At 42.7% G+C, this 21020-nt stretch carries 17 protein-coding genes; 10 read left to right on the forward strand and 7 right to left on the reverse strand.

Going from position 1 to position 21020, the window contains the following annotated elements:
* The first annotated feature begins 35 nt into the window (after window positions 1-35).
* The 3 genes from BUA59_RS09695 to BUA59_RS09705 all read left to right on the forward strand — a co-directional run bounded on the left by BUA59_RS09695 (window position 36) and on the right by BUA59_RS09705 (window position 4280).
* Window positions 36-983, forward strand: a complete 948-nt coding sequence (locus BUA59_RS09695) for a CYTH domain-containing protein (protein WP_072839516.1) — start codon at window positions 36-38, stop codon at window positions 981-983.
* A gap of 31 nt (window positions 984-1014) precedes the next feature.
* Entirely contained in the window at window positions 1015-3945 is a 2931-nt protein-coding gene (glnE, locus tag BUA59_RS09700) for a bifunctional [glutamate--ammonia ligase]-adenylyl-L-tyrosine phosphorylase/[glutamate--ammonia-ligase] adenylyltransferase (protein WP_072839517.1), read from the forward strand.
* 125 nt (window positions 3946-4070) lie between these two features.
* Window positions 4071-4280 carry a hypothetical protein gene (locus BUA59_RS09705; protein ID WP_072839518.1) on the forward strand — a complete coding sequence of 70 codons (210 nt, stop codon included), beginning with the start codon at window positions 4071-4073 and terminating at the stop codon, window positions 4278-4280.
* 110 nt (window positions 4281-4390) lie between these two features.
* Here BUA59_RS09705 and sbmA read toward each other — a convergent pair whose 3' ends face one another.
* Window positions 4391-5665 carry a peptide antibiotic transporter SbmA gene (gene sbmA / locus BUA59_RS09710; RefSeq protein ID WP_072839519.1) on the reverse strand — a complete coding sequence of 425 codons (1275 nt, stop codon included), beginning with the start codon at window positions 5663-5665 and terminating at the stop codon, window positions 4391-4393.
* A gap of 213 nt (window positions 5666-5878) precedes the next feature.
* Here sbmA and BUA59_RS09715 point away from each other — a divergent pair, with 213 nt between their 5' ends.
* On the forward strand, window positions 5879-6742 hold the full coding sequence (locus tag BUA59_RS09715) for a PhzF family phenazine biosynthesis protein (protein WP_072839520.1): 864 nt from the start codon (window positions 5879-5881) through the stop codon (window positions 6740-6742).
* Between the two features lie 54 nt (window positions 6743-6796).
* Here BUA59_RS09715 and BUA59_RS09720 read toward each other — a convergent pair whose 3' ends face one another.
* Together BUA59_RS09720 and BUA59_RS09725 are read right to left on the reverse strand one after the other, a co-directional pair.
* On the reverse strand, window positions 6797-8032 hold the full coding sequence (locus tag BUA59_RS09720; RefSeq protein WP_072839521.1) for an aspartate aminotransferase family protein: 1236 nt from the start codon (window positions 8030-8032) through the stop codon (window positions 6797-6799).
* Between the two features lie 54 nt (window positions 8033-8086).
* Window positions 8087-12904: an NAD-glutamate dehydrogenase gene (locus BUA59_RS09725; protein WP_072839522.1), complete on the reverse strand. Its 4818-nt coding sequence runs from the start codon at window positions 12902-12904 to the stop codon at window positions 8087-8089.
* Between the two features lie 295 nt (window positions 12905-13199).
* On the opposite strand from BUA59_RS09725, the gene BUA59_RS09730 reads away from it, so the two are divergent.
* The 5 genes from BUA59_RS09730 (at window position 13200) to BUA59_RS09750 (ending at window position 17453) form a co-directional block, all read left to right on the forward strand.
* The gene (locus tag BUA59_RS09730) at window positions 13200-14219 is read left to right on the forward strand and encodes a GlxA family transcriptional regulator (RefSeq protein ID WP_072839523.1); all 1020 of its coding nucleotides are present in this window, start codon (window positions 13200-13202) and stop codon (window positions 14217-14219) included.
* A 152-nt stretch (window positions 14220-14371) separates the two neighbouring features.
* Window positions 14372-15139 carry an ABC transporter ATP-binding protein gene (locus BUA59_RS09735; RefSeq protein ID WP_072839524.1) on the forward strand — a complete coding sequence of 256 codons (768 nt, stop codon included), beginning with the start codon at window positions 14372-14374 and terminating at the stop codon, window positions 15137-15139.
* 76 nt (window positions 15140-15215) lie between these two features.
* Window positions 15216-15974: a transporter substrate-binding domain-containing protein gene (locus BUA59_RS09740; protein ID WP_072839525.1), complete on the forward strand. Its 759-nt coding sequence runs from the start codon at window positions 15216-15218 to the stop codon at window positions 15972-15974.
* A 75-nt stretch (window positions 15975-16049) separates the two neighbouring features.
* Window positions 16050-16739 (forward strand): ABC transporter permease, encoded by a 690-nt coding sequence (locus tag BUA59_RS09745; protein WP_012068831.1) that lies wholly within the window; start codon window positions 16050-16052, stop codon window positions 16737-16739.
* A 3-nt stretch (window positions 16740-16742) separates the two neighbouring features.
* Window positions 16743-17453, forward strand: coding sequence for an ABC transporter permease (locus BUA59_RS09750; protein ID WP_072839526.1), 711 nt, complete (start codon window positions 16743-16745; stop codon window positions 17451-17453).
* Between the two features lie 87 nt (window positions 17454-17540).
* Here BUA59_RS09750 and BUA59_RS09755 read toward each other — a convergent pair whose 3' ends face one another.
* Entirely contained in the window at window positions 17541-17879 is a 339-nt protein-coding gene (locus BUA59_RS09755; protein ID WP_012068833.1) for a P-II family nitrogen regulator, read from the reverse strand.
* A gap of 128 nt (window positions 17880-18007) precedes the next feature.
* Between BUA59_RS09755 and BUA59_RS09760 the strand changes: the two genes are divergently transcribed.
* Window positions 18008-18376 (forward strand): hydroxyacylglutathione hydrolase, encoded by a 369-nt coding sequence (locus tag BUA59_RS09760; RefSeq protein WP_072839527.1) that lies wholly within the window; start codon window positions 18008-18010, stop codon window positions 18374-18376.
* A gap of 70 nt (window positions 18377-18446) precedes the next feature.
* Here the strand turns inward: BUA59_RS09760 and hemE are convergent, their stop codons facing one another.
* The 3 genes from hemE to BUA59_RS09775 all read right to left on the reverse strand — a co-directional run bounded on the left by hemE (window position 18447) and on the right by BUA59_RS09775 (window position 21007).
* Window positions 18447-19547: a uroporphyrinogen decarboxylase gene (gene hemE / locus BUA59_RS09765; RefSeq protein ID WP_012068835.1), complete on the reverse strand. Its 1101-nt coding sequence runs from the start codon at window positions 19545-19547 to the stop codon at window positions 18447-18449.
* Window positions 19548-19701: 154 nt separating this feature from the next.
* Window positions 19702-20514: a DUF2927 domain-containing protein gene (locus BUA59_RS09770; RefSeq protein ID WP_245813121.1), complete on the reverse strand. Its 813-nt coding sequence runs from the start codon at window positions 20512-20514 to the stop codon at window positions 19702-19704.
* Window positions 20471-21007: an NUDIX hydrolase gene (locus BUA59_RS09775; protein ID WP_072839529.1), complete on the reverse strand. Its 537-nt coding sequence runs from the start codon at window positions 21005-21007 to the stop codon at window positions 20471-20473. The genes BUA59_RS09770 and BUA59_RS09775 overlap by 44 nt, the downstream gene beginning before the upstream one ends.
* Window positions 21008-21020: the final 13 nt, after the last annotated feature.

The raw sequence follows: 21020 nt of genomic DNA on the forward strand, positions 1-21020 counted from the left end.
TGCTCAACAGCAAAGGTTTTAGAGGTTCGTATATTATGGCTACCGAGCTAGAGCTAAAGTTAATGCTTCACTCAGAGTATCTCAAGTCCGCAAGTGATTTTCTTGATGAAATTTGTGCATCTTCTGACACTGATGAACAATCTCGTCAGCCTACGTTGGCCTTGATGAATGCGTATTTTGATACGGAAGGCGCAGATCTCATGCAAGGTGGTATGGCACTGCGTATTCGTGCTGTTAACAATAAGTTTATTCAAACCGTTAAAACGCGAGGCAGTAACCGCATTGGCATGCATGCTCGTGGTGAATGGGAGTGGTTTGTGCCTAGCGATCAATTGGATTTGTCTTTATTAAGTGACGTCCCTTTGCCCGAATCATTACAAGATATGTCTTGGTGTAGCAAGCTGATCGAAGTCTATCGTACGGACTTTGAGAGACAAGTTTGGAACATCAAATCTCAAGAAACCAAAATGGAAGTGGTTTGCGATCAAGGTTTGGTAACCTCTCCTTATGGTGAGGACGCGATTTGTGAGTTAGAACTGGAGCTGAAAGAGGGCGACGAGGCGGGTTTGTATCAGTTTGCGTTGCAACTTGCAGAGCGTGTGCCGGTTCAGGTCAGTATTGTTTCAAAGGCGCAAAAAGGCGTGCGTTTAAAATACGGACAGATTGAATTTCCTAACAAGCCTGTTAATACTTCTAATCCACTCGAATTAGCCGCATATTGGTACGAAGTGTGGTTGGTTTATTGGGAAGCGATGTATTTTATGAAAGACGAAGCGCTCATGCAGCCTCTGCGTCATTCCATGGCTCAATTAAAAGCCTGTTTGCCCAATGAATTAGCGCAAGCGCTAGGGTGCTTAGATGGCGAATTGGAACAACAACTTGTAGAGGAAGAAGACTTGTTGCTGAAAAAACTCGCAGGCATGACTCAAATTGGCATTACCATGTTGACAGTTGGGCAATGGTTAAACCAGCAAGCTGTGTAAAAATAAAAAGAAGATTTTGTAAGGAAGCCCTGTGACACCTCCGCATTTGAACCCTAACTACGCGATATTTTGTGAACAATCCTCTTCTCGTGCCTTGTTATTGGAACATGTCCAAGATGCTCGAGAAAGACACGGGCTTGATTCATTAAACCAAGAGCAAATTGATATATTAGAACCCTTGTGGATCTTGAGTGATTATTTACATCAGCAATTTACTCGTTTTCCCCATTGGTTAGATGATTTGTTGGCGCTTAAAAAGCTACCTGAAAAGCCATCCAAAGAAGCCTTGATGGCTGGCGAAGCATTTTTTTCATGCGAGGCGAGTGCTTGCCAGACAGAATCACTAGAGCCATTAGATGAAGCCGGTTTTATCAAACGTTTGCGTTTGTATCGTCAGTGGTGGATGGTACGGTTAATAGCTTTGGACATTCAGCAGCGGCTTTCATTGACCGAGCTGACGTCACGTTTAAGCGCGTTAGCGGATGCATGTGTGAATGCCAGCCTTCAATGGACAACGCAGCACTATCTTGCCTTGTACGGTCAGGCGTTGGATAGCAAGGGCTTACCTCAGTCGATGATTGTGATCGGTATGGGGAAGCTTGGCGGAAACGAACTAAACCTGTCTTCTGATATAGATTTAATTTTTGCCTTTCGTGAACATGGTGATACTCAAGGCGGAAAGAAAAGTCTGTCACATCAAGAGTACTTTACCAAGCTTGGTCAAAAACTGATTCAGCATCTAGATCAGGTCAACGCCGATGGCTTTGTTTTTAGAGTCGACATGCGTTTGCGGCCGTTTGGTCAGTCTGGTGCTTTGGTATTAAACATGGATTCCTTGGAAAATTATTACCAAGATCAAGGGCGAGATTGGGAGCGTTACGCCATGATCAAGGCTCGTGTCATGTCGGGTACTGCGTTGGATGTAAGAGAATTTGAAGCCTTGCGCAAGCCCTTTGTTTATCGCAAATATCTCGATTTTGGTGCGATAGGAGCATTGCGCGATCTTAAGCAAATGATTGCCAAAGAGGTACGTCGCAAAGGTATAGAGCACAATATTAAATTGGGCGAAGGTGGCATTCGTGAAGTTGAGTTTATCGCTCAAGCTTTGCAGATATTACACGGTGGTCGAGATCAGGGCTTGCAAACGCCAGCCTTGTTGAAAGTGTTACCTTACCTTGCTCAACAGGATTATTTGCCTGTCGAAGAAATGGATCAATTGCGTGAGGCGTATTTACTTTTACGTCGCACCGAGCATGCATTGCAAGCGGTTAATGACGAGCAAACGCAGCTATTGCCAGAAGATGATCGAGCACGCACGCGCATTGCATTAATAGTAGGTTTCCCTTCCTGGGAAGCATTGGATAAGCGACTGTGGGAAGTGCGTAAAAATGTTCATCGTTCTTTTGTGGCATTAATCGATGATGGTCACGAAAGCACTGAAGAAGTGAAAAATCAGGAAACGTGGCGTTTATTGATCAAGCATCCAGAGGATCGAGAAGCCATACAAGACGCGATTGAGCTGATTTCTTGGCAAGATCAAGAAGCGAGTATTTCACGTATTTCGCAGTTGCTTAGCTCTCGCACTGTGGTGTTTATGCAGCCTATTGGTCATGAACGACTTGCTGTATTTTTAGCTGCTCTGATTTCTAAGTTAACAGACGAAGCCAATCCAGATTTGGTATTAGAACGTGTTTTTCCTATTTTAGAAGCGGTGTTACGTCGTACTGCCTATTTAGTCTTGTTGTGTGAAAATCAAACAGCGCTGACGCATCTTATTCGATTGTGTCGAGAAAGTGTGTGGTTTACCGAAGCGATTTCGACGACGCCAGCATTGCTGGACGAACTGCTAGACGCCAATACGCTATTTTCACCACCAGATAAAACCATGCTAGCGGAAGAGCTTCAGCAAATATTACTGCGATTACCTGAAGACGATGAAGAAGCTCAGATGGACGCTATGCGTCGCTTTAGGCGTTCTATTATCTTGCGTATTGCTGCCTGCGATATAACAGAAATACTGCCTGTCATGAAAGTGAGTGATCACTTAACGTGGTTGGCAGAAGTACTTTTAGATCAGGTGTTGCAGCAATCTTGGCAATATTTGACTAAGAAACACGGCTTTCCAGTAAGCCAAGACGAGGTCGCTTTCACACCGCAATTGGCGATTATTGGCTATGGGAAATCAGGTGGTTGGGAGCTAGGTTACGATTCAGACCTTGATCTTGTATTTATTCACGATGCACAGGCAAACGGAAGTACAGACGGCGATCGCAGTATAGACAATCTCACTTTCTATACTCGTCTAGGGCAGCGTTTAATTCACATGATTACCAGCTTTACCGCTGCTGGTCGCTTGTACGAAGTGGATATGCGTTTGCGTCCTTCGGGTAACTCTGGCTTATTGGTTTCTAGTTTAGAAGCTTTTAAAGATTATCAGCAAAAAGAAGCTTGGGTTTGGGAGCATCAAGCGTTGACTCGTTCACGCGGTTTGGCCGGTGAACCTAATTTACTGGCTAAATTTGAAGAGTGCCGTAAAGAGATTATTGCTTCAGTACGAGACCGAGATGTACTAAAAGCTGAAGTCATCAAAATGCGCGAGAAGATGCGTGCTCATCTTGATACTGGTGGCAAAGAGCAAGGTTTTGATCTTAAGCAAGGTGCTGGTGGCATCATTGATATTGAATTCATGGTGCAATACTTAGTGTTGGCTTGGTCATGTAAATACCCAGAGTTGATGCGATTTTCCGACAATGTTCGTCAGCTAGAAGCGGCTGCTTTAGTTGGCTTGATTGGTGCTGAACAGGCTGAAAAAATGACTGATACCTATACGCTTTATCGGTCTCTTACCCATAGATTGAGCTTGCAGCAACAAGGTAGAGTGGTTCAAAAAGATACGCTGGTTGATAACCAGAACTTGGTGAGTCAGTATTGGGATAGTTTTGTTAACGATGACAAAATTTAAGTTTTTGTTTTATTGCTATAAAAAAGCATTACAAAAAGGTGTTCGTAAATTAGCCAATCCCCCGCTATACTTTGGCCATTGATCAGTTTTTTTCGATCTACCATTCACAATTGATAGGAGGAAGAATGCCAAGCATTAATGGTGTTAGCAGTCCTGCGATGGATTATGCGAGTGAAGTCTATAGCGCTAATTTAGCCAAGGCTGCTCAGCAACAAAAAGCGGAACAAAATCTTGCTTTATTGGCCGAAGCCGCAAAAAACGTTACGCCAGCTGCGAGTAGTGGATCACATACCACGACGGATAACTTAGGGCAAAATATCAATATTAACGTTTGATTCTAAGTAGTTATCTTATTGATTTAAAAAGTAATAAACAATTAAAAGCCCAGTCAGATGTTATCTGACTGGGCTTTTAATTTGAACAGAATTAAGTTGTTACTTTAATCTTATGTTTCCATAAAATTTTGATCTTCCGTTGGTAAAGATTGGTCATCAATAGCCGCTTCAAAAGCTTTAAGACGTTTGTAGATAGAGAGCAGTTCAACGATGGTTGTCCAAGAATTCACTAAATATTGGAACGAATTTTCTACTTGATTGAAAGCATTGTTAATTTGTTGAAATAGACCAAAAGTAATAACGCCAGCAACTATGGATGGGCCAAGTGCTATTAATGGCACAAGAACACCTGCTTGAAGGTAGCCATAGCGAACCACGTTGAAATATAGGTAATTAAAATAGAGCGTGAAGTAGTTCTTACGGACGTGATTGAATAGCTCGTTTAATGTTGGCGGCTCCGCTCTGTTTTCATTGTCCTCTCCATATACTAACTCTTTCCGGTAAGCTGCTTCTACTCGTTGATTTTTAAACTCTAGCCCCGGTAATTTAATACCGGCTACTGCGAGTAAAGTGGTACCAATAATAGACCAGAATAATGCGGTGAAAACGAGTGCTTGAGGAACTTCTCCAATAAAAGGTAGCTCTTTTACATAGGAAGAAAGACCCCATAGAACAGGTAAGAATGCTAACAAAGTCATCACAGAGCTAATAAGGCGAACTCCCAGACCTTCCAAAATGCTAGCAAAGCGCATCGTGTCTTCTTGTATCCGTTGAGATGCACCTTCTATATGTCTAACCTGTTGCCATTTAGAGGAATAGTACTCTGTCATAGAGGTCCTCCAGCGAAATACGTAATGACTTACAAAGAAGTTTTTTAGAACAGCAACAGTTATACTGATTGCGGCAATACTTGAAAAAGTGTAAAGCTGTGAAAAGTATTCGCCTATTGTAATTGAATTCGGCGCAGATAAGGCTTTTTGAATAAGGTTATAAAAACTACCATACCAATCATTTATCATGACGCTAAGTTGCACGCTAAACCAAGTGGTAAATATGATAATCCCAGACCCTAAAACAGACCACTTTCCCCATTTTTGGCCACCATAGATCATCCATACGCCAATAAATATGCCATAACAAGCAGCCATATATTGGTATAGCCATATAGTTAGGGCTGTTTCTTGGGTACTTTGGAAGGCAGCTTGAGCGGCTGCATCAGCACCTTCAGCTAATGTTTCTGGAAAATGAACACCAAATAGAGATCCTAGGCTTAATGTGTTGCCTAGGTCTTGAACGGCAAGATACCAGCCAAGGACACAAACGAGTGCCCACAGGGCAAAACTAAGAAAAAACAATTTAGGTTTGGGAAAGAAAGATTGAAACACGGTTTAGTTTCTCTATAAGTTGAATACTTCATAAGCCATTGATTTACGCAGGGTTGTTTAATGGCGCTTTACCGGAGCTTAAACCAGTAAAGTGATAATCACAATCAAACACCCCTTAAGGAATCAGCAAAAAAGACGATAATCCATTATGGTGACTGTATATTGAAGGTAATTGAGGGTGAAGTGACACTATGAGAGCAATGGGAGTGTTATATGTCACAGGTTGATGTGTATTTAGTCCGAGCTTTTTCTATTTCAGGGCAAGGAGGAAATTTAGCCGGTGTGGTTTTGCATGCTGATGCGCTAACGGATCTGCAAAAGCAATCTATTGCTAAGCAAGTTGGTGTGTCTGAAACTGCTTTTGTTAGCCAAAGTGATAAAGCAGATTTCCAGTTGGCTTTTTTTACCCCAACTGTAGAAGTAGACTTTTGTGGTCACGCTACCTTAAGTGTATTTTGGTTATTGCGTCATTTACAGCACATTTCGGCAGGAAGTTATCAACAGGAAACAAAAGCGGGAATCTTAGCTGTTGAGGTGTTATTAAATGGCGATGTGTTGATGAGTCAAAGTTTGCCAATTTGGTCGGCTGAATTTAGCGCAGAAGACATTGCTCCTATGTTAGGTCTTCAGCCTCAGCTTATTGCTCAATCTGGTTTGCCTATTCAGGCTGTATCTACTGGGTTGGTTGATGTGATGATTCCTGTACCCTATGGCGTGTTGGATTGTCTTGAGGTTGATAGTGATGCGATAACGCGTTTCTGTCAGCAGCATCAATGTGTTGGATTTCATGTTTTTGAAATGAACCCACCAGAGGCCATCTATACGGCAAGTTGCCGAAACTTCGCGCCAGCGGTTGGTATTCCAGAGGAGTCCGCGACAGGTAGCTCGAACGGAGCGCTTGCTTGCTATTTAAATCGACACTTTGGTTATCAGCGGGCATTTTTTGAGCAAGGGCGAGCGATGAAAATGCCATCACGTATAGTGACCCAACTAACAGTAGATAATGGAGAGTTAACGCAGGTTAAAGTTGGAGGAGAAGGGGCGTTCAGTAAGCTTATTTCTATCAGTATGGATTAAATAAAAATCGGACCGAAGTCCGATTTTTAAACATGTTATCTAGTACTTAATTGCTTATGCAGCTTTGTTGTTAGCTATCACTGTTGCGATGGCTTTATCAAGTCGAGCAAGGCCATCTGCAATGTCTTGTTCGGTGATAATCAAAGATGGCGCTAAACGTAGAACGTTTGGACCCGCAACAAGGACAAATAAACCTTCTTCTGCGGATGCTTTAACAATTTCACCAGCTTTGCCTGCAAGACTATCAATCACTTCGGCACCGATTAGAAGCCCCATGCCACGAATATCTTTAAAAACATGGTACTTTTCGTTTATGGCTTTTAGACCTTCAACGAATAGATCATGACGTTTCGCCACACCGCCTAGTACTTCAGGTGTGTCGATGATGTCAATAACTGCTTCAGCGATAGCACAAGCCATTGGGTTACCACCATAAGTACTGCCATGAGTGCCGAAAGCTAAGCTTTTTGCTGCTTTTTCTGTCGCTAGCATTGCACTTACAGGGAAGCCATTGCCTAGTGCTTTTGCAGTTGTTAAGACGTCAGGTTTTACGCCAAGTTGCTCGTAAGCGTATAGCGTGCCTGTACGGCCTACACCGGATTGCACTTCGTCATAAACCAATAACGCATTGTATTGATCACACAATTCACGTACTTGTTTGGCAAATTCAATGTCGGCTGGAATAATTCCGCCTTCACCTTGAATTGGTTCCATCACAACGGCACATGTTTTATCGCTAATAATTGCTTTAAGTTGCTCAATGTCATTGTAGTCGCAATGCTTTATGCCACCTGGAGTAGGTTCAAAGCCTTCTTTGTATTTTGCTTGTCCGCCTACTGAAACGGTAAACAATGTACGACCGTGGAAAGACTTATAAAAGGCGATAATTTCGTTTTTTTCTGGACCAAAATTATCAAACGCGTAACGGCGAGCGAGTTTAAAAGCAGCTTCGTTGGCTTCAGCGCCACTGTTTGCAAAGAAAACGCGGTCAGCGAAGGTCTTTTCAGTCAACTTTTTGGCCAATCGCAGTGCTGGCTCATTGGTCATGGTATTTGATAAGTGCCAAAGTTGCCCAGCTTGCTCACGCATGACGTTGACTAGAGTTGGATTGGAATGACCCAATGCAGTAACAGCAATGCCGCCTGCAAAATCGATGTATTCTTTGCCTTCTTTGTCCCATACGCGAGAGCCTTCGCCACGCACTGGAATAATCGCAGAAGGTGCGTAGTTAGGAACCATTACTTCGTCAAAGGTTGCTCTCGTTACTTGTTGTGTCACTTTTCTATCCATCTCAAAAAAAGACCTCTTAAAAATAGGTGGCCGCAATGGCGGCCACCTATAGGTTTATATCAGATTTCTCAACTCACGAATAGCGACAGTTACCATAGCAAGTGTTAATTCGCTTTCGGCTTTTATTTCACTAAAAGTCGCACGGTAATGCTTGATGCTGTCATTATTTGATTCGCGCCAATGAGTCAGACGTTGTTCCAGTTTCTTGATATCGACACTGGACTGAATGACCTCTTGGGTGAGGGTTCTTAAACTATTATCCACTTCGTCGCCTAGGCCTGCTTTTGCACGACGTTGCCACATATCGTCAGCTGATAACTCACTAACTTTATGGCGCAACCAATGTAACTCTAAGTCCATTTCAAGCGCGAAGTAAGTTTGAGCGACATCTAATACTTCGGTCTCGGTATTTGCCGCGACGCGAATGATGTCTAATCCGTAGAACAGGTAATGAAGAGACGATAGTCTTTCCGCTACTTCTACTGGGATATTTTGCTCGACAAGGCTTGCTGCAATATCGGCCAGATGCGCTTGGCTAGATTCTGTCAAAATCGCCTGCATATTGGCTCTAATCACTTCAACACCTGGTTTATAAGTGTCTTTTAAGCGTTGAATAGACAAGCTTTCGCGAGTATTACGTAATAGCCAAAGTGTCGCACGCTCTAGAAGTCCCTGAATGCGGATCAACAAGCTGTTTAATACAGGGTTAGCTACTATGAAGTCTAGACCGTTAATCGCATCCCAAAGTGCTGGAATGCCAAATATGTCTTCCGCAGCCATGTAAGCACGAACAACATTCAAAGAAGACGCGCCGGTCTCTTCTTGCATGTAGGTGCTGAAAGTTGGCCCCATTCGATTACCTAGGTTGTTCGTCACATGTCCAGCAATGATTTCTTGAATCAACGGATGTGACGCCATTTGGCCGCCGAAGTGTTTGGTCAACTGAGTTGGGAAGTACTCATTGATTTGAGTGGTCAAGTCGACATCTTCACCAATACCGTCTTCTACCAATTGCTCAGACAATTTGATTTTCGAATAAGCCAGTAGTACAGAAATTTCAGGACGAGTTAAGCCTTGACCTTTGTTTAAGCGTTTTTTGATCTGAACATCGCTAGGCAAGTACTCGATTTCACGATTCAAACGGCCTTCACGGACAAGAGATTGAATCAAACGCCAATGATCCGCTAGACGCACTGGTGCTTGCGCATTTGCCAAGGACAAAACATGACTTTGTCCGCGGTTATGACGCAATACTAGGTTACCTACTTCGTCGGTCATTTCTGCAAGCAAGCTGTTACGTTGCTTCTCGGTCAAATCGCCATTTTCAACTACGCGGTTTAGTAGGATCTTGATGTTTACTTCGTGATCCGAGCTGTCTACACCCGCAGAGTTATCGATTGCATCGGTGCTGATTGAACCGCCTTTCTGGGCAAATTCAATACGGCCTAGCTGTGTTAAGCCTAGGTTGCCGCCTTCACCAACGATTTTACAGCGAAGCTCTTTACCATTTACGCGTAGTCCATTGTTAGCGCTGTCGCCTGCGTCTGCGTGGGACTCGCCTTCAGATTTAACGTAGGTGCCGATGCCACCGTTCCACAGTAGATCAACGGGCGCTTTTAGAATGGCGTTGATCAAATCTGTTGGTGCCATAGATTTAATATTGCCTTCAATGCCCAAAGCTTTACGAATATCCGCATTGATTGGAATGGATTTCGCAGAGCGATTGAAAATACCGCCGCCTTTCGAAATAAGCTCTTTGTTGTAATCTTCCCAAGAAGAGCGAGGCAGTTTAAACATGCGCTCACGTTCAACAAAAGACGTCGCCGCATCGGGTGTTGGATCGATAAAGATATGCATGTGGTTAAACGCTGCGATTAGGCAAGTGTGTTTCGATAACAGCATGCCGTTACCAAATACGTCGCCCGCCATGTCGCCGATACCAACCGTGGTGAAGTCAGTTGTTTGACAATCGATGCCGATTTCTTTGAATTGACGTTTAACGGATTCCCAAGCGCCGCGAGCCGTGATGCCCATTTTTTTATGGTCGTAACCATTAGAGCCACCGGAAGCAAAAGCATCGCCTAACCAGAAACCATATTTCGCAGAAATACTGTTTGCCAAGTCAGAGAAAGTTGCTGTGCCTTTATCTGCTGCTACTACCAAGTACGGGTCGTCTTCGTCGTAGCGAAGTACAGATAGTGGTGGTACCACTTCGTTTTGAACAAGGTTGTCAGTAATGTCTAGCAAGCCACTAATGAAGGTGGTGTAGCAGTGGATAACTTCTGCTTGTACTTCTTCACGAGAAGCGTTCTTTTTCAATTGTTTGGCAACAAAGCCACCTTTTGCACCAGATGGAACAATAACGGCGTTTTTCACCATTTGTGCTTTTACTAGGCCAAGTACCTCAGTACGGAAATCTTCCATACGGTCAGACCAGCGTAAACCACCGCGAGCGACTTTACCGCCGCGCATGTGTATACCTTCTACCCACGGCGCATAAACGAAAATTTCGAATTTCGGTCTTGGTAGCGGTACTGCTGGAATCAGTGTTGGGTCTAGTTTGAAAGAAACGTAATCTTTGACTTCGCCTTCAGAGCCGGCTTGGTAGAAGTTGGTACGCAGCATTGCCTGAATCACGGAAAGGTAGTGTTTCAGAATGCGGTCTTCGTCCAAGTTAGCAACTTGATCTAATTCTAGATCGATTTTCTCAAGCAGCTTTTGAACTTTCTCGTCACGTTTTGCTTCTTGGCTAGGGTCGAAACGTTGTTCGAATAGCTGAACCAACAGACGAGCGATGCCTGCATTTTTCTCTAGAGTTTGTTGCATGTACTGCAAAGAGAAAGGCACTTGTAATTGCATCAAGTACTTGGTCAACGCACGTAACATGGTGACTTGACGCCACGTTAAGGAAGCGCTTAGTACTAAGGCGTTAAAGCGGTCATTTTCAACACGACGGCTGAATACTTGGTTAAACGCATCTTGGAACGCTTCACGCTGAGAGTTTTTATCAAGATTGATATCAGCATCAACACTGATGGCAAATTCAACTACCCATGTGTTCGCTGTGCCGTCACCATTTTGGTCTAGCTCATATGGGCGAGCTTCTAGTACTCGTAGCCCCATGCATTCCAAAATAGGTAATACATCAGACAAGATAAGCGTTGTACCCGCGCCATATACTTTGAAAAAGTAATTATTCTTTGTTTGTCCAACTTGACGGTAAATATGTGTTGAAATATCACCTTCACCCGCGAGTTGTCCTAAACGTTCAATGTCTAAAACAGCTGCGTTTGGAGAGAAATCTTCACGATAAGCCGCTGGCAAATAAGGTACATAGTCGTTGAAAAGGATGTTGCCATTTTCTTCGCCATGGCTCTTATGGAGCGCCATTAGCAGTTTGTCTTCCCATGAGCTCATTGCATCTTGCATCTTACGCTGAATATCTTCTGCATCGATGGTCGGGCTTTGTTTAGGGTCCGCAATTTGAATAGTGAAGTTAACGCGCGCTAAAACAAGCTGTGAGAATTGTACGTTGAATTCAGAGCTAGTGCCGTTACAAGCGTTCATCAAGATGTCTTGCATCTTCATACGCAATTCCGTGTTGTAACGATCACGTGGTACGTAAACCAAGGCGTTCAGGAAACGGCCATAGATGTCTTTGCGAAGGAATACGCGCAATTGACGGCGTTCTTGAATGGCAAGGATGCTTTCGATGGTACCAAAAAGCTCATCAACTGGAGCTTGCAGCATCTCATCACGAGGGTAGCTGTTTAAAATGTGCTTAAGATTTTTACCCTTGTGGCTATTTGGATCCACATTGGCTTTTTCAACAATGATATTCAATTTTTTGCGCAATAACGGAACATCTTGCAGGCGAGCGATATAAGCGGCAGATGAATACAGACCAAAGAAGCGCCATTCGCCGATGACATTGCCCTTTTTATCAAAGCGTTTTACACCTAGGTAATCAAGGTGGACAGGGCGATGCACAGTGGAGACCGCTGTGGACTTGGTTAAAACAAGAATGTTACTAGGGTCTACTGCTAATTTAGCTAGGTTGTCTTGTAAAACGATATCGCGTTTTACTTTCTTATCGTTGATGTCGCGGAAGGTTCCTAGACCTGAGCCTTCAACCAATTTAAGGTGTGTTTCGTCGCCTTCGACCGCAAGGTCGTAAGCGCGGAAGCCGATAAAGGTGAAGTGGTCATTGGCAACCCAGCGTAAGAAATCAAGAATTTCCTGATGTTCTTCATTCTTTTTTAGATGCGCAAGTTGTTCTGATTCGCTGATAATGTCGCTTAGTTTGGCTTTCATTGTAGGCCAGTCTGCGACAGTTTTCTTTACATCGACTAAGCTGTTAAGTAGCTCTTCTTTAATTTCATCCAGCAAGTTGATGTCGGACAAACGATCGATTTCAAAGCGCATCAAGGCTTCGTGTGATTTTGAAGACGAATTGATGCCTTGTAGTTCACCTTTTTTATTACGATCAACTGGTACGACTGGGTGCGCTGTTAGGTGAATTGTGTGGCCAAGACGAACCAGTGCCATATTGAAAGATGAGACAAGGAAAGGCATGTCATCCGTTAAAATTTCGATAACGGTATGGGTAGATTGCCAGCTGTGCTCTTCGTAGTTCGGATTGTAGACACGAACCTTAGGTTGGTTTACTGGGCGTTGCTGTAAGAAATCCCATAAGCAGATAATTGTGCCGTATAGATTTTCTATCGACTCATTGACCAAATCTTCCGTTAAAGAGTCCTGGAAGTAGAGGTGGGCAAGTTGAATCAAGTTGTTCGCTTCTGCAGTGCTAAAGTTTTCGTTTATTTCTACTTCAACACGTTCGATTAATTCGTTTTTTTTGTAATCAGTCATTAGAACTCATCCCTCGTGAGTGGTGTTCTTAATAAAACTAGTTGTTAATGCAATTTTACGAAAGTATTCGGTTTGGACTCTGGATATGATTATTATGAAAATTTCACTCCTTTGATAGCTACTAACTTATCTAATTGCGACATATTGTTATGATGTCTGGTTAATCGGACTAAAAAAGCCTTGCTCAATACGAAAAAAACCTTTGTTATCCATTTTAAACGAAATAAACTCCTTTTTTGTCTATAGTTCGCAGGATAATATTTTGTACAAGACTGAATTCGCATCAAGAGAAATCATGCAGGCAAGTAAAAAGCCGTTAAAATACGGTTTTTTGCTCTTGCCACACTATTCTATGTTGGGTTTTTCTTCCGCTATTGAAACATTACATATGGCGAACTGGGTGACAGGAAAAGAGCTTTATTCTTTTTGTACTATTAGCCATGAAGAAAGAGAAATTCCTTCAAGTACGGGGGTTACAACCGTTTCAGACTATCTAACAAGTGATGCGCCAAGCGATTTAGATGCTATTTTTGTGTGTGGTGCATCGCCAGTGATAAAAAACGAAAGTCTGACTTTAGAAAATTGGATAAAAAAACAAGCAAAAAAACAGGTTGGACTTGGTGGGGTATGCACAGGAAGCTATTTATTGGCGAAAGCCGGACTATTAGATGGCTACCGCGCCACGATTCATTGGCGCAGTCTTGCTAACTTGCGAGATGAATTTTTACAGACGATCGTTTCTAATCATCTTTTTGAAGTCGATAGAGACCGTTATACTTGCAGCGGTGGTACAGCGGCGATGGATATGATGCTTTTTCTTATAGGTAAGCAGCACGGTATGACGCTTGCTAGTAGTATTTCTGAGCAATTTGTTTGTGAGCGAATTCGTACGCATGAAGATCCGCAAAGAATTCCTCTTCAGGCTCGTATTGGTACAGGTCAACCTAAGCTCGTTGAAGCAGTTCAGCTAATGGAAGCAAATATTCAAGAGCCATTGTCATCTGATGATATTGCTTATCATGTTGGTGTTTCTAGGCGACATCTAGAGCGACTGTTTAAAGGTAATTTAGATATTGTACCGTCGCGTTATTATCTAGAATTACGTTTACAGCATGCTAAGCAATTGATCACTCAAACGGATAAAGCAATTACAGAGATTGGTGTGGAGTGTGGATTTGGATCTGCGCCTCATTTTAGTACAACCTACAAAGGTTTTTTTGGTATTACGCCAAGAGAAGAACGTAATAAAATTCATAATAAAAGCGCTACCCCTGTCCAAATGGACAAGAAAAAGAGGCGGCTTTGGAAAAAGTAACTTAAAATACGGGTTACATTGTTCTTGGCGTGATTTTTGTATTCTACTTGGTTACGTAAGCTGATTGTTTGATTAGCTAGTTGCCAATTAAAGAGTTGCGTTGTTATCACGGTAAAAATAATAAGTTCATAAAATAAAAGAAGGTATAAAACATGTCGAAAGTCCCGGCGTTAGAGCTCATTGATATCCACAAAACGTTTGGTGATATTGAGGTGTTAAAGGGGATTTCCCTAAAAGCTTACGATGGTGACGTCATTTCAATTCTTGGTTCTAGTGGCTCAGGTAAAAGTACTTTTTTACGCTGTGTTAACCTGCTTGAGAACCCCACCCGAGGCGATATTCTTTTTAATGGTACTAAACTTGATTTGATTCAAGGTGAATCGGATTTAGTCGCCAACAACATGAAGCAGCTTACTCAAATGCGCCAGCAAATAGGCTTTGTTTTTCAAAGTTTTAATTTATGGCCGCACATGACGATTTTACAGAATGTGATGGAAGGACCGCTTCATGTTCTAAAACGTCCTAAGCAGGAAGTCGCTGAATACGCTGAGCATTTATTGCGGAAGGTCGGTATCGCAGAGAAAAAGGACATGTATCCTAATCAACTTTCTGGTGGTCAACAGCAACGTGTTGCTATCGCTAGAACATTGGCTATGGATCCTCAAGTGATTCTGTTTGATGAGCCGACATCAGCGCTAGATCCAGAGCTAGTAGGTGAAGTGCTGACTGTTATGCGCAATTTGGCAGAAGAAGGGCGTACTATGCTTATCGTAACGCATGAAATGAACTTTGCCCGTGAAGTATCTAGTGAAGTTGTGTTTCTGCATCAGGGTGTGGTGGAAGAAAAAGGCACGCCTGATCAAGTGTTTGGTTCACCAAAATCAGAACGCTGTAAGGCGTTTTTATCCAGCGTTTTTTAGTTAATATTTCGTTATTCAAGCAATAAACTCTAAAATATAAAATGATTAAATAAACAAATACACTAAGGGGATTACAATGAAATTGAAAAAAATGGTTTTGGGTTCAGCGTTGTTGTTAACGGCAGCATTGTCAGCTGTTTCTGTACAAGCTGCAGATAAAGTTCGTTTCGTAACGGAAGGAGCTTGGGCACCGTTTAACTTTATTGACGAAGCTGGCAAGCCACAAGGTTTTGACGTTGATATTGCTCGCGCATTGTGTGCAAAAATGGAAGCTGATTGTGAAATTCTAACTCAGGATTGGGATGGTTTGATTCCAGGACTTAAAGTACGCAAATTTGATGCGATCATTGCGTCTATGTCTATCACTGAAGATCGTTTGAAAGTTGTCGATTTCACTAACAAATATTACTCAGGCGGTTTGCGTTTCATGGGGCGCGTTGGTGAAAAATTTGATCTTGCTAAGCTAGACGGAAAAACCATTGGTGCGCAGCGTGCTACTCTAGGCGCTCAATATCTTGAAGACAATTTCGCTGGTAAAGCTAACTTGAAATTCTATGATAACCAAGACAACGTTTATCTAGATCTTATTTCTGGTCGTTTGGACATCGTGTTATCCGATGAATTGCCAACTTATAACTGGTTGAAAACATCAGAAAGTGGTTCTAAATTTGAATTCAAAGGTGATGCCTTCATGAAAACAGACAACATTGCCATTGCTATTCGTAAGGGCGATGACAAGTTGAAAGCGAAGTTGAATAAAGCGCTTGATGCCATTCTGGCTGACGGTACTTATCAGAAAATCAATGCTAAATACTTCCCGTTCTCTATCTACTAAGTGTAGATATTTCTTAGAGTTTCTCGGCACTAACGTGCCGAGAAACCTACTTTAAGCTTACTCTGAGAAAAAACTATGATTGATCTTCATGGATTCGGTGATCAGCTGCTGCAAGGTGCTGTTGTTACCTTGGAGCTAGCGCTGTCTTCGCTGTTTGTTGGTTTGATTCTGGGATTATTAGGCGCTTCTGCTAAATTATCCTCTATCGCAGTTATCCGATGGATCGCTAATGGTTATACCACTATTATTCGTGGTATTCCTGAATTGCTAACTGTGCTTATTATTTATTTTGGTGCCACCAGTGTTTTGATGGCGATAGCTGGTTTATTTGGTTACGACGAATATATTGAAGTTGGTGCATTTGCAGCGGGTGTGACGGCACTTGGTTTGACGTTTGGTGCCTATGCAACAGAAGTGTTTCGTGGCGCTTTACAGTCTATTCCGAAAGGGCAACATGAGGCGGCAATCGCTCTAGGAATGGGGCCAATTCGAAAGTTCTACCGTATTATTTTGCCGCAGGTATGGCGAATTGCACTGCCTGGGCTAGGGAATTTATTTCTGGTTTTGCTAAAAGATACCGCTCTGGTGTCTGTTGTCGGGCTAGACGATATTATGCGTAAAGCCAATATTGCAGTGAGTAGTACCAAGCAAGCGTTTTTGTTTTATTTGGTCGCGGCATTTATGTATTTGGCTTTAACCATTATCTCTATGGTGTTCGTATCCTATATGGAAAAACGAGCGAGCCGTGGTTTGAATAGGGGATAATGTATGGATTTTTCGGTTGTTGTTGAATATTTTCCTCGTTTGCTCGAAGGAGCTTGGGTTAGTCTTCAGTTAGTGCTTATTTCTATTGTGTTGGGTGGCATTTTTGCCTTGCCGATTGCTTTAGCAAGGATTTCACCGGTTGCATGGATTCGAGCGGTACCTTTTGCTTATATCTTTTTCTTTCGCGGAACACCGCTGTTGGTTCAGATCTTTTTGGTGTATTACGGCGCATCACAATTTGATGCAGTTCGAGAAAGTTTCTTATGGCCAATACTGAGAGAGCCGTTTTGGTGTGCCATTATTGCCTTTACACTGAATACCTCTGCTTATACCGCTGAGATCTTCCGTGGCGCGATTCAAGCGATTCCGCAAGGTGAAGTGGAAGCATGTAAAGTAATTGGCATGACAAAGTTTCAGATGTACCGACGAGTCTTATTGCCTCGTGCCTTTGGCATCGTGTTACCGGCTTATGGCAACGAGATTATCTTGATGCTAAAAGGCAGTGCATTGGCCAGTACTATTACCATTTTGGATTTAACGGGTATGGCGCGAACCATCATTGCTAGAACCTATACTCCGATGGAAATTTTCTTGGCGGCAGGTGCTATCTACTTGGTTATTAGTATTGTGATTATTGCTATCTTTCGTCAGATTGAGTTACGTCAAAATCGTTACTTGGGAACCTTGTCTATCAAAGTGCCTGATAAAGGTTAGCGTCAACGATGTTGCAAAAATAAAAAAGAGGCCGAGGCCTCTTTTTTATTTTATAGCAATTAACTGCCCAAATTAGATGGCAATAGCTTAGATTGCTTCGGCACCGGTTTCACCAGTACGAATACGGATGATTTGCTCTAGTGCGGTAACGAATATTTTCCCGTCACCAATTTTGCCTGTATTCGCACTGTGCTGGATAGCTTCAATTGCGCGTTCAACCATGTCTGTTTCGACAGCAAGTTCTAGTTTTACTTTTGGTAAAAAGTCGACAACATATTCTGCGCCACGGTAAAGTTCTGTATGGCCTCGTTGGCGCCCAAAACCCTTCACTTCTGTGACGGTAATGCCGTTAATCCCAATTTCAGAAAGTGCTTCACGCACCTCATCAAGTTTAAAAGGCTTAACAATGGCCGTAATTAGTTTCATTTCTTTTCTCCATACGAATAAAGCATTAATTAGTCTAAAAATACCACTCTATTGTAAAAGTCGCTACAGGCTCGATGATTATGATCTACATTTAGTGAACATATCTTCATAGAAATGGAGTGCTTGGAATGAAAAAAATAACATCAAGCGAGTATTTTATAGCGGGTTCGGAGTCTTTTTTTGCTGATACTGCCGCTTTATTGTCTAACCGGGTCGGTGTGCAATTATCCAGTGTGTCTTCGCCTCAAAGCCTTGCCTGTTATCAAGCCAAAGGCACGAGTAAAAATTTGCAGCTGAGGCTAGTATTGATACCGCTTGCCAATGGGCGTTTATTAGGACGTTTGTCTTGGTTGGACTGGCGTGGTGTTGATCACGTTTGTTGTTATGTGGATGAGGTGTTTGACACTCTGGTAATGGCGTCAGATGGAGTTTGGAAGAAACAGAAAAAGAGCGCTGAAGATTTATGCTTGCAGGAATATGAGTCTTTAGTGGCTTAACCTTAATAGAATTTAGTCCTCTAGTTCTATTAAGGTTAGCGTTGATTGATGATGGCTTATAAATAAGCTCTTAAAGGCCGTTTAAAGCGTCTAAGTCATCATATTTTGGTTCATGGTACTTTCGACCTAGTTCGTGAACCGCATCGATCAAATATTTTGGGTGATCAGGGTTTACAAACTGGTGGATGCCGTGACCTAGGTTAAATACGTGGCCGCTGCCTGTGCCGAAGCCTGACAGTACGTTTTCGACTTCATGTTCGATGACATCTTTGCCAGCATAAAGTACACAGGGATCAATATTGCCCTGTAGCGCTACTTTATCCCCAACGCGAGCGCGTGCTTCTGCAATATCTGTTGTCCAATCTAAACCAAGTGCATCAGGTCCCGTTGCGGCCATGTTTTCTAGCCATTGACCGCCATTTTTAGTGAACAAAATAACGGGAATTCTTTTGCCTTCGTGTACACGAATAAGGCCGTCTAGGATTTGCTTCATGTAGAGCAAAGAGAACTGTTGGTACATTGGACCGCTTAATACGCCACCCCAAGTATCAAAAATTTGTAGCGCTTGTGCGCCCGCTAATATTTGACCGTTAAGATACGCTGTAACAGATTTAGCCAGTTTGTCTAACAACGCATGTAAGGTCTCAGGAGACCGATACATCATGGCTTTGATGTGACGGAAGTCCTTACTAGAACCTCCTTCTACCATGTAAGTCGCAAGTGTCCATGGGCTACCGGAAAAGCCGATCAACGGCACGTCGCCATTTAAGGCATGACGGATCGTAGTAACGGCTTTCATTACGTAACCTAAGTCATTCGCTGTCGTTACTGGGATGGCATCAACATCGGCTTTGCTACGAATAGTGTGTCTGAACTTAGGGCCTTCGCCCGTTTCAAAATACAACCCCAATCCCATAGCGTCGGGAATGGTGAGTATGTCTGAAAACAAGATTGCAGCGTCTAAGTCGTAGCGTTTAAGTGGCTGAAGTGTAACTTCGCAGGCGAACGCATCGTTTTTGCAAAGGCTCAAAAAATCACCAGCTGTGGCGCGGCTGGCGCGGTATTCTGGTAAGTAACGTCCAGCTTGTCTCATCATCCATACAGGGGTTGTATCGACAGGTTGTTTGAGTAATGCGCGCAAGAAGCGGTCATTTTTGAGCTCTGGAAACATTAGGACTCTCCGATATGAATTTTCAGTTGGCGCATTTTACCTAAGTTGGGCAGGAAAAGCAGAGTGAATAAGCACAATTTATGAGATGGTCGTTGAAAAGGCTAATTATATTGATCTATGGCATGGTTTACGGATTGATTTTTCACGAGGAAAGTTAGTCACCTAGGTAGGTTTTTAGACTGTATTTTTGGACACGCTGAGCCGCATTTTCTATGTCTTTATTGGCGTGTAGCTCAGCTAAGACTTTAGGAAAAGCTGCCTTTGTTTGTGCGACATCCATTCCAGGTTTGAGATGGGAAGAGTAGAGAGCTTTAAGTAGTAAATAATCCAGTGGGCTAAGGTAGGTATCTACGCTGACATCATTAAATACAGATGGAAAAACATCATTGGAATCATTAGGGAGTCCCAGCAGCTGGGTGATTTCTTCCACTATACAGTCCAAAAAACGTGCTTTTCTGCGTGCATAATCAACAGGAATAATAATACTTCCCTTGGTTATTTCGTATTTTCCATTACGACTAAAATTTCCTAGGCAAATGGCTTCGTTGAGCGCTGCGCGAATTTTTTCTGGGTCGCCAATATATTGCCTGACTTTGTTTTCGATATTGTCGTAGGTGGTGAAAATAACAAAAATATTTGCTTGTTTAGGATCATTGGTGAAGTCAATAGACAGCCCCGTTATATGAGCAAGGTGCTGAGCGTGGACACTTAGTAGTTCTTTTTGCAAGCTAGCGTCTCCACTGTCGCTTTCAAAGAACAGTTTAATGGGTTTGTTCCAGCGGATTAATTTAGGGTATTTGGTTTCTTTGTATTCACGCTCCAAAGCAATTTTAATAAAACTGTCTTGGATGTAGGCATCGTTTTGCCAGCGTTCCTCACTCAAAGCGAATGAGGAAATAAAAAAAGTTAGTAGCCAAAAAGGACTAAAGCGGATCATCAAGCTGAGGCTGAGTAAGTTTGTTTGCATAGTGCTGTAATGCACTAAGCGAGTCGGGTGTAAATGGCATCTTCTCTGAGTTATTTAGTATGCTATCGATACTCATTTCATGAACGGAAGCGACTTCCTTGGGCTGTAAGGTTAGTTCACCATGCAGCGCTGCATCATAGTGACAAGTAAAAATCTTGCCCCATATTTTAAAGCCTTCGCCTTCGGTAAAAAATACGCCTTGGCTTTCGAGTGGCGCATCAAACCCTAGTTCTTCTTGAAGTTCTCTGTGGGCCGAATCGATATAAGATTCGCCTTTTTCAACCACGCCACCAGTGGTTACACCGTAAAAGCCTGGGCAAAAGGCTTTATCATCAGTTCTTTTTTGAATGAGTAAATTTCCTGCCGTGTTGAACACCAAAATATAAGTGACACGATGATAGTCTCTGCCAAAATTCATTAAGTGTCGTGGCACATCGCCAATTATCTTGTTGTTTTCGTCGACTAAGATAATGACTTCGTCATTTTCGGGCATAAAATACTCTATT

Origin of the sequence: Marinomonas polaris DSM 16579 (genome assembly GCF_900129155.1) — a bacterium.
GTDB classification, from domain to species: Bacteria; Pseudomonadota; Gammaproteobacteria; order Pseudomonadales; family Marinomonadaceae; genus Marinomonas; species Marinomonas polaris.

Coding starts and splice junctions, on each gene's coding strand:
- BUA59_RS09730 (WP_072839523.1), top strand. CDS start 13,200: ATGCAGGCAAGTAAAAAGCCGTTAAAATACGGTTTTTTGCTCTTGCCA.
- hemE (WP_012068835.1), bottom strand. CDS start 19,547: ATGTTTCCAGAGCTCAAAAATGACCGCTTCTTGCGCGCATTACTCAAA.
- BUA59_RS09775 (WP_072839529.1), bottom strand. CDS start 21,007: ATGCCCGAAAATGACGAAGTCATTATCTTAGTCGACGAAAACAACAAG.
- BUA59_RS09745 (WP_012068831.1), top strand. CDS start 16,050: ATGATTGATCTTCATGGATTCGGTGATCAGCTGCTGCAAGGTGCTGTT.
- BUA59_RS09740 (WP_072839525.1), top strand. CDS start 15,216: ATGAAATTGAAAAAAATGGTTTTGGGTTCAGCGTTGTTGTTAACGGCA.
- BUA59_RS09715 (WP_072839520.1), top strand. CDS start 5,879: ATGTCACAGGTTGATGTGTATTTAGTCCGAGCTTTTTCTATTTCAGGG.
- BUA59_RS09720 (WP_072839521.1), bottom strand. CDS start 8,032: ATGGATAGAAAAGTGACACAACAAGTAACGAGAGCAACCTTTGACGAA.
- BUA59_RS09705 (WP_072839518.1), top strand. CDS start 4,071: ATGCCAAGCATTAATGGTGTTAGCAGTCCTGCGATGGATTATGCGAGT.
- BUA59_RS09725 (WP_072839522.1), bottom strand. CDS start 12,904: ATGACTGATTACAAAAAAAACGAATTAATCGAACGTGTTGAAGTAGAA.
- BUA59_RS09750 (WP_072839526.1), top strand. CDS start 16,743: ATGGATTTTTCGGTTGTTGTTGAATATTTTCCTCGTTTGCTCGAAGGA.
- BUA59_RS09735 (WP_072839524.1), top strand. CDS start 14,372: ATGTCGAAAGTCCCGGCGTTAGAGCTCATTGATATCCACAAAACGTTT.
- BUA59_RS09760 (WP_072839527.1), top strand. CDS start 18,008: ATGAAAAAAATAACATCAAGCGAGTATTTTATAGCGGGTTCGGAGTCT.
- BUA59_RS09755 (WP_012068833.1), bottom strand. CDS start 17,879: ATGAAACTAATTACGGCCATTGTTAAGCCTTTTAAACTTGATGAGGTG.
- BUA59_RS09770 (WP_245813121.1), bottom strand. CDS start 20,514: ATGCAAACAAACTTACTCAGCCTCAGCTTGATGATCCGCTTTAGTCCT.
- BUA59_RS09695 (WP_072839516.1), top strand. CDS start 36: ATGGCTACCGAGCTAGAGCTAAAGTTAATGCTTCACTCAGAGTATCTC.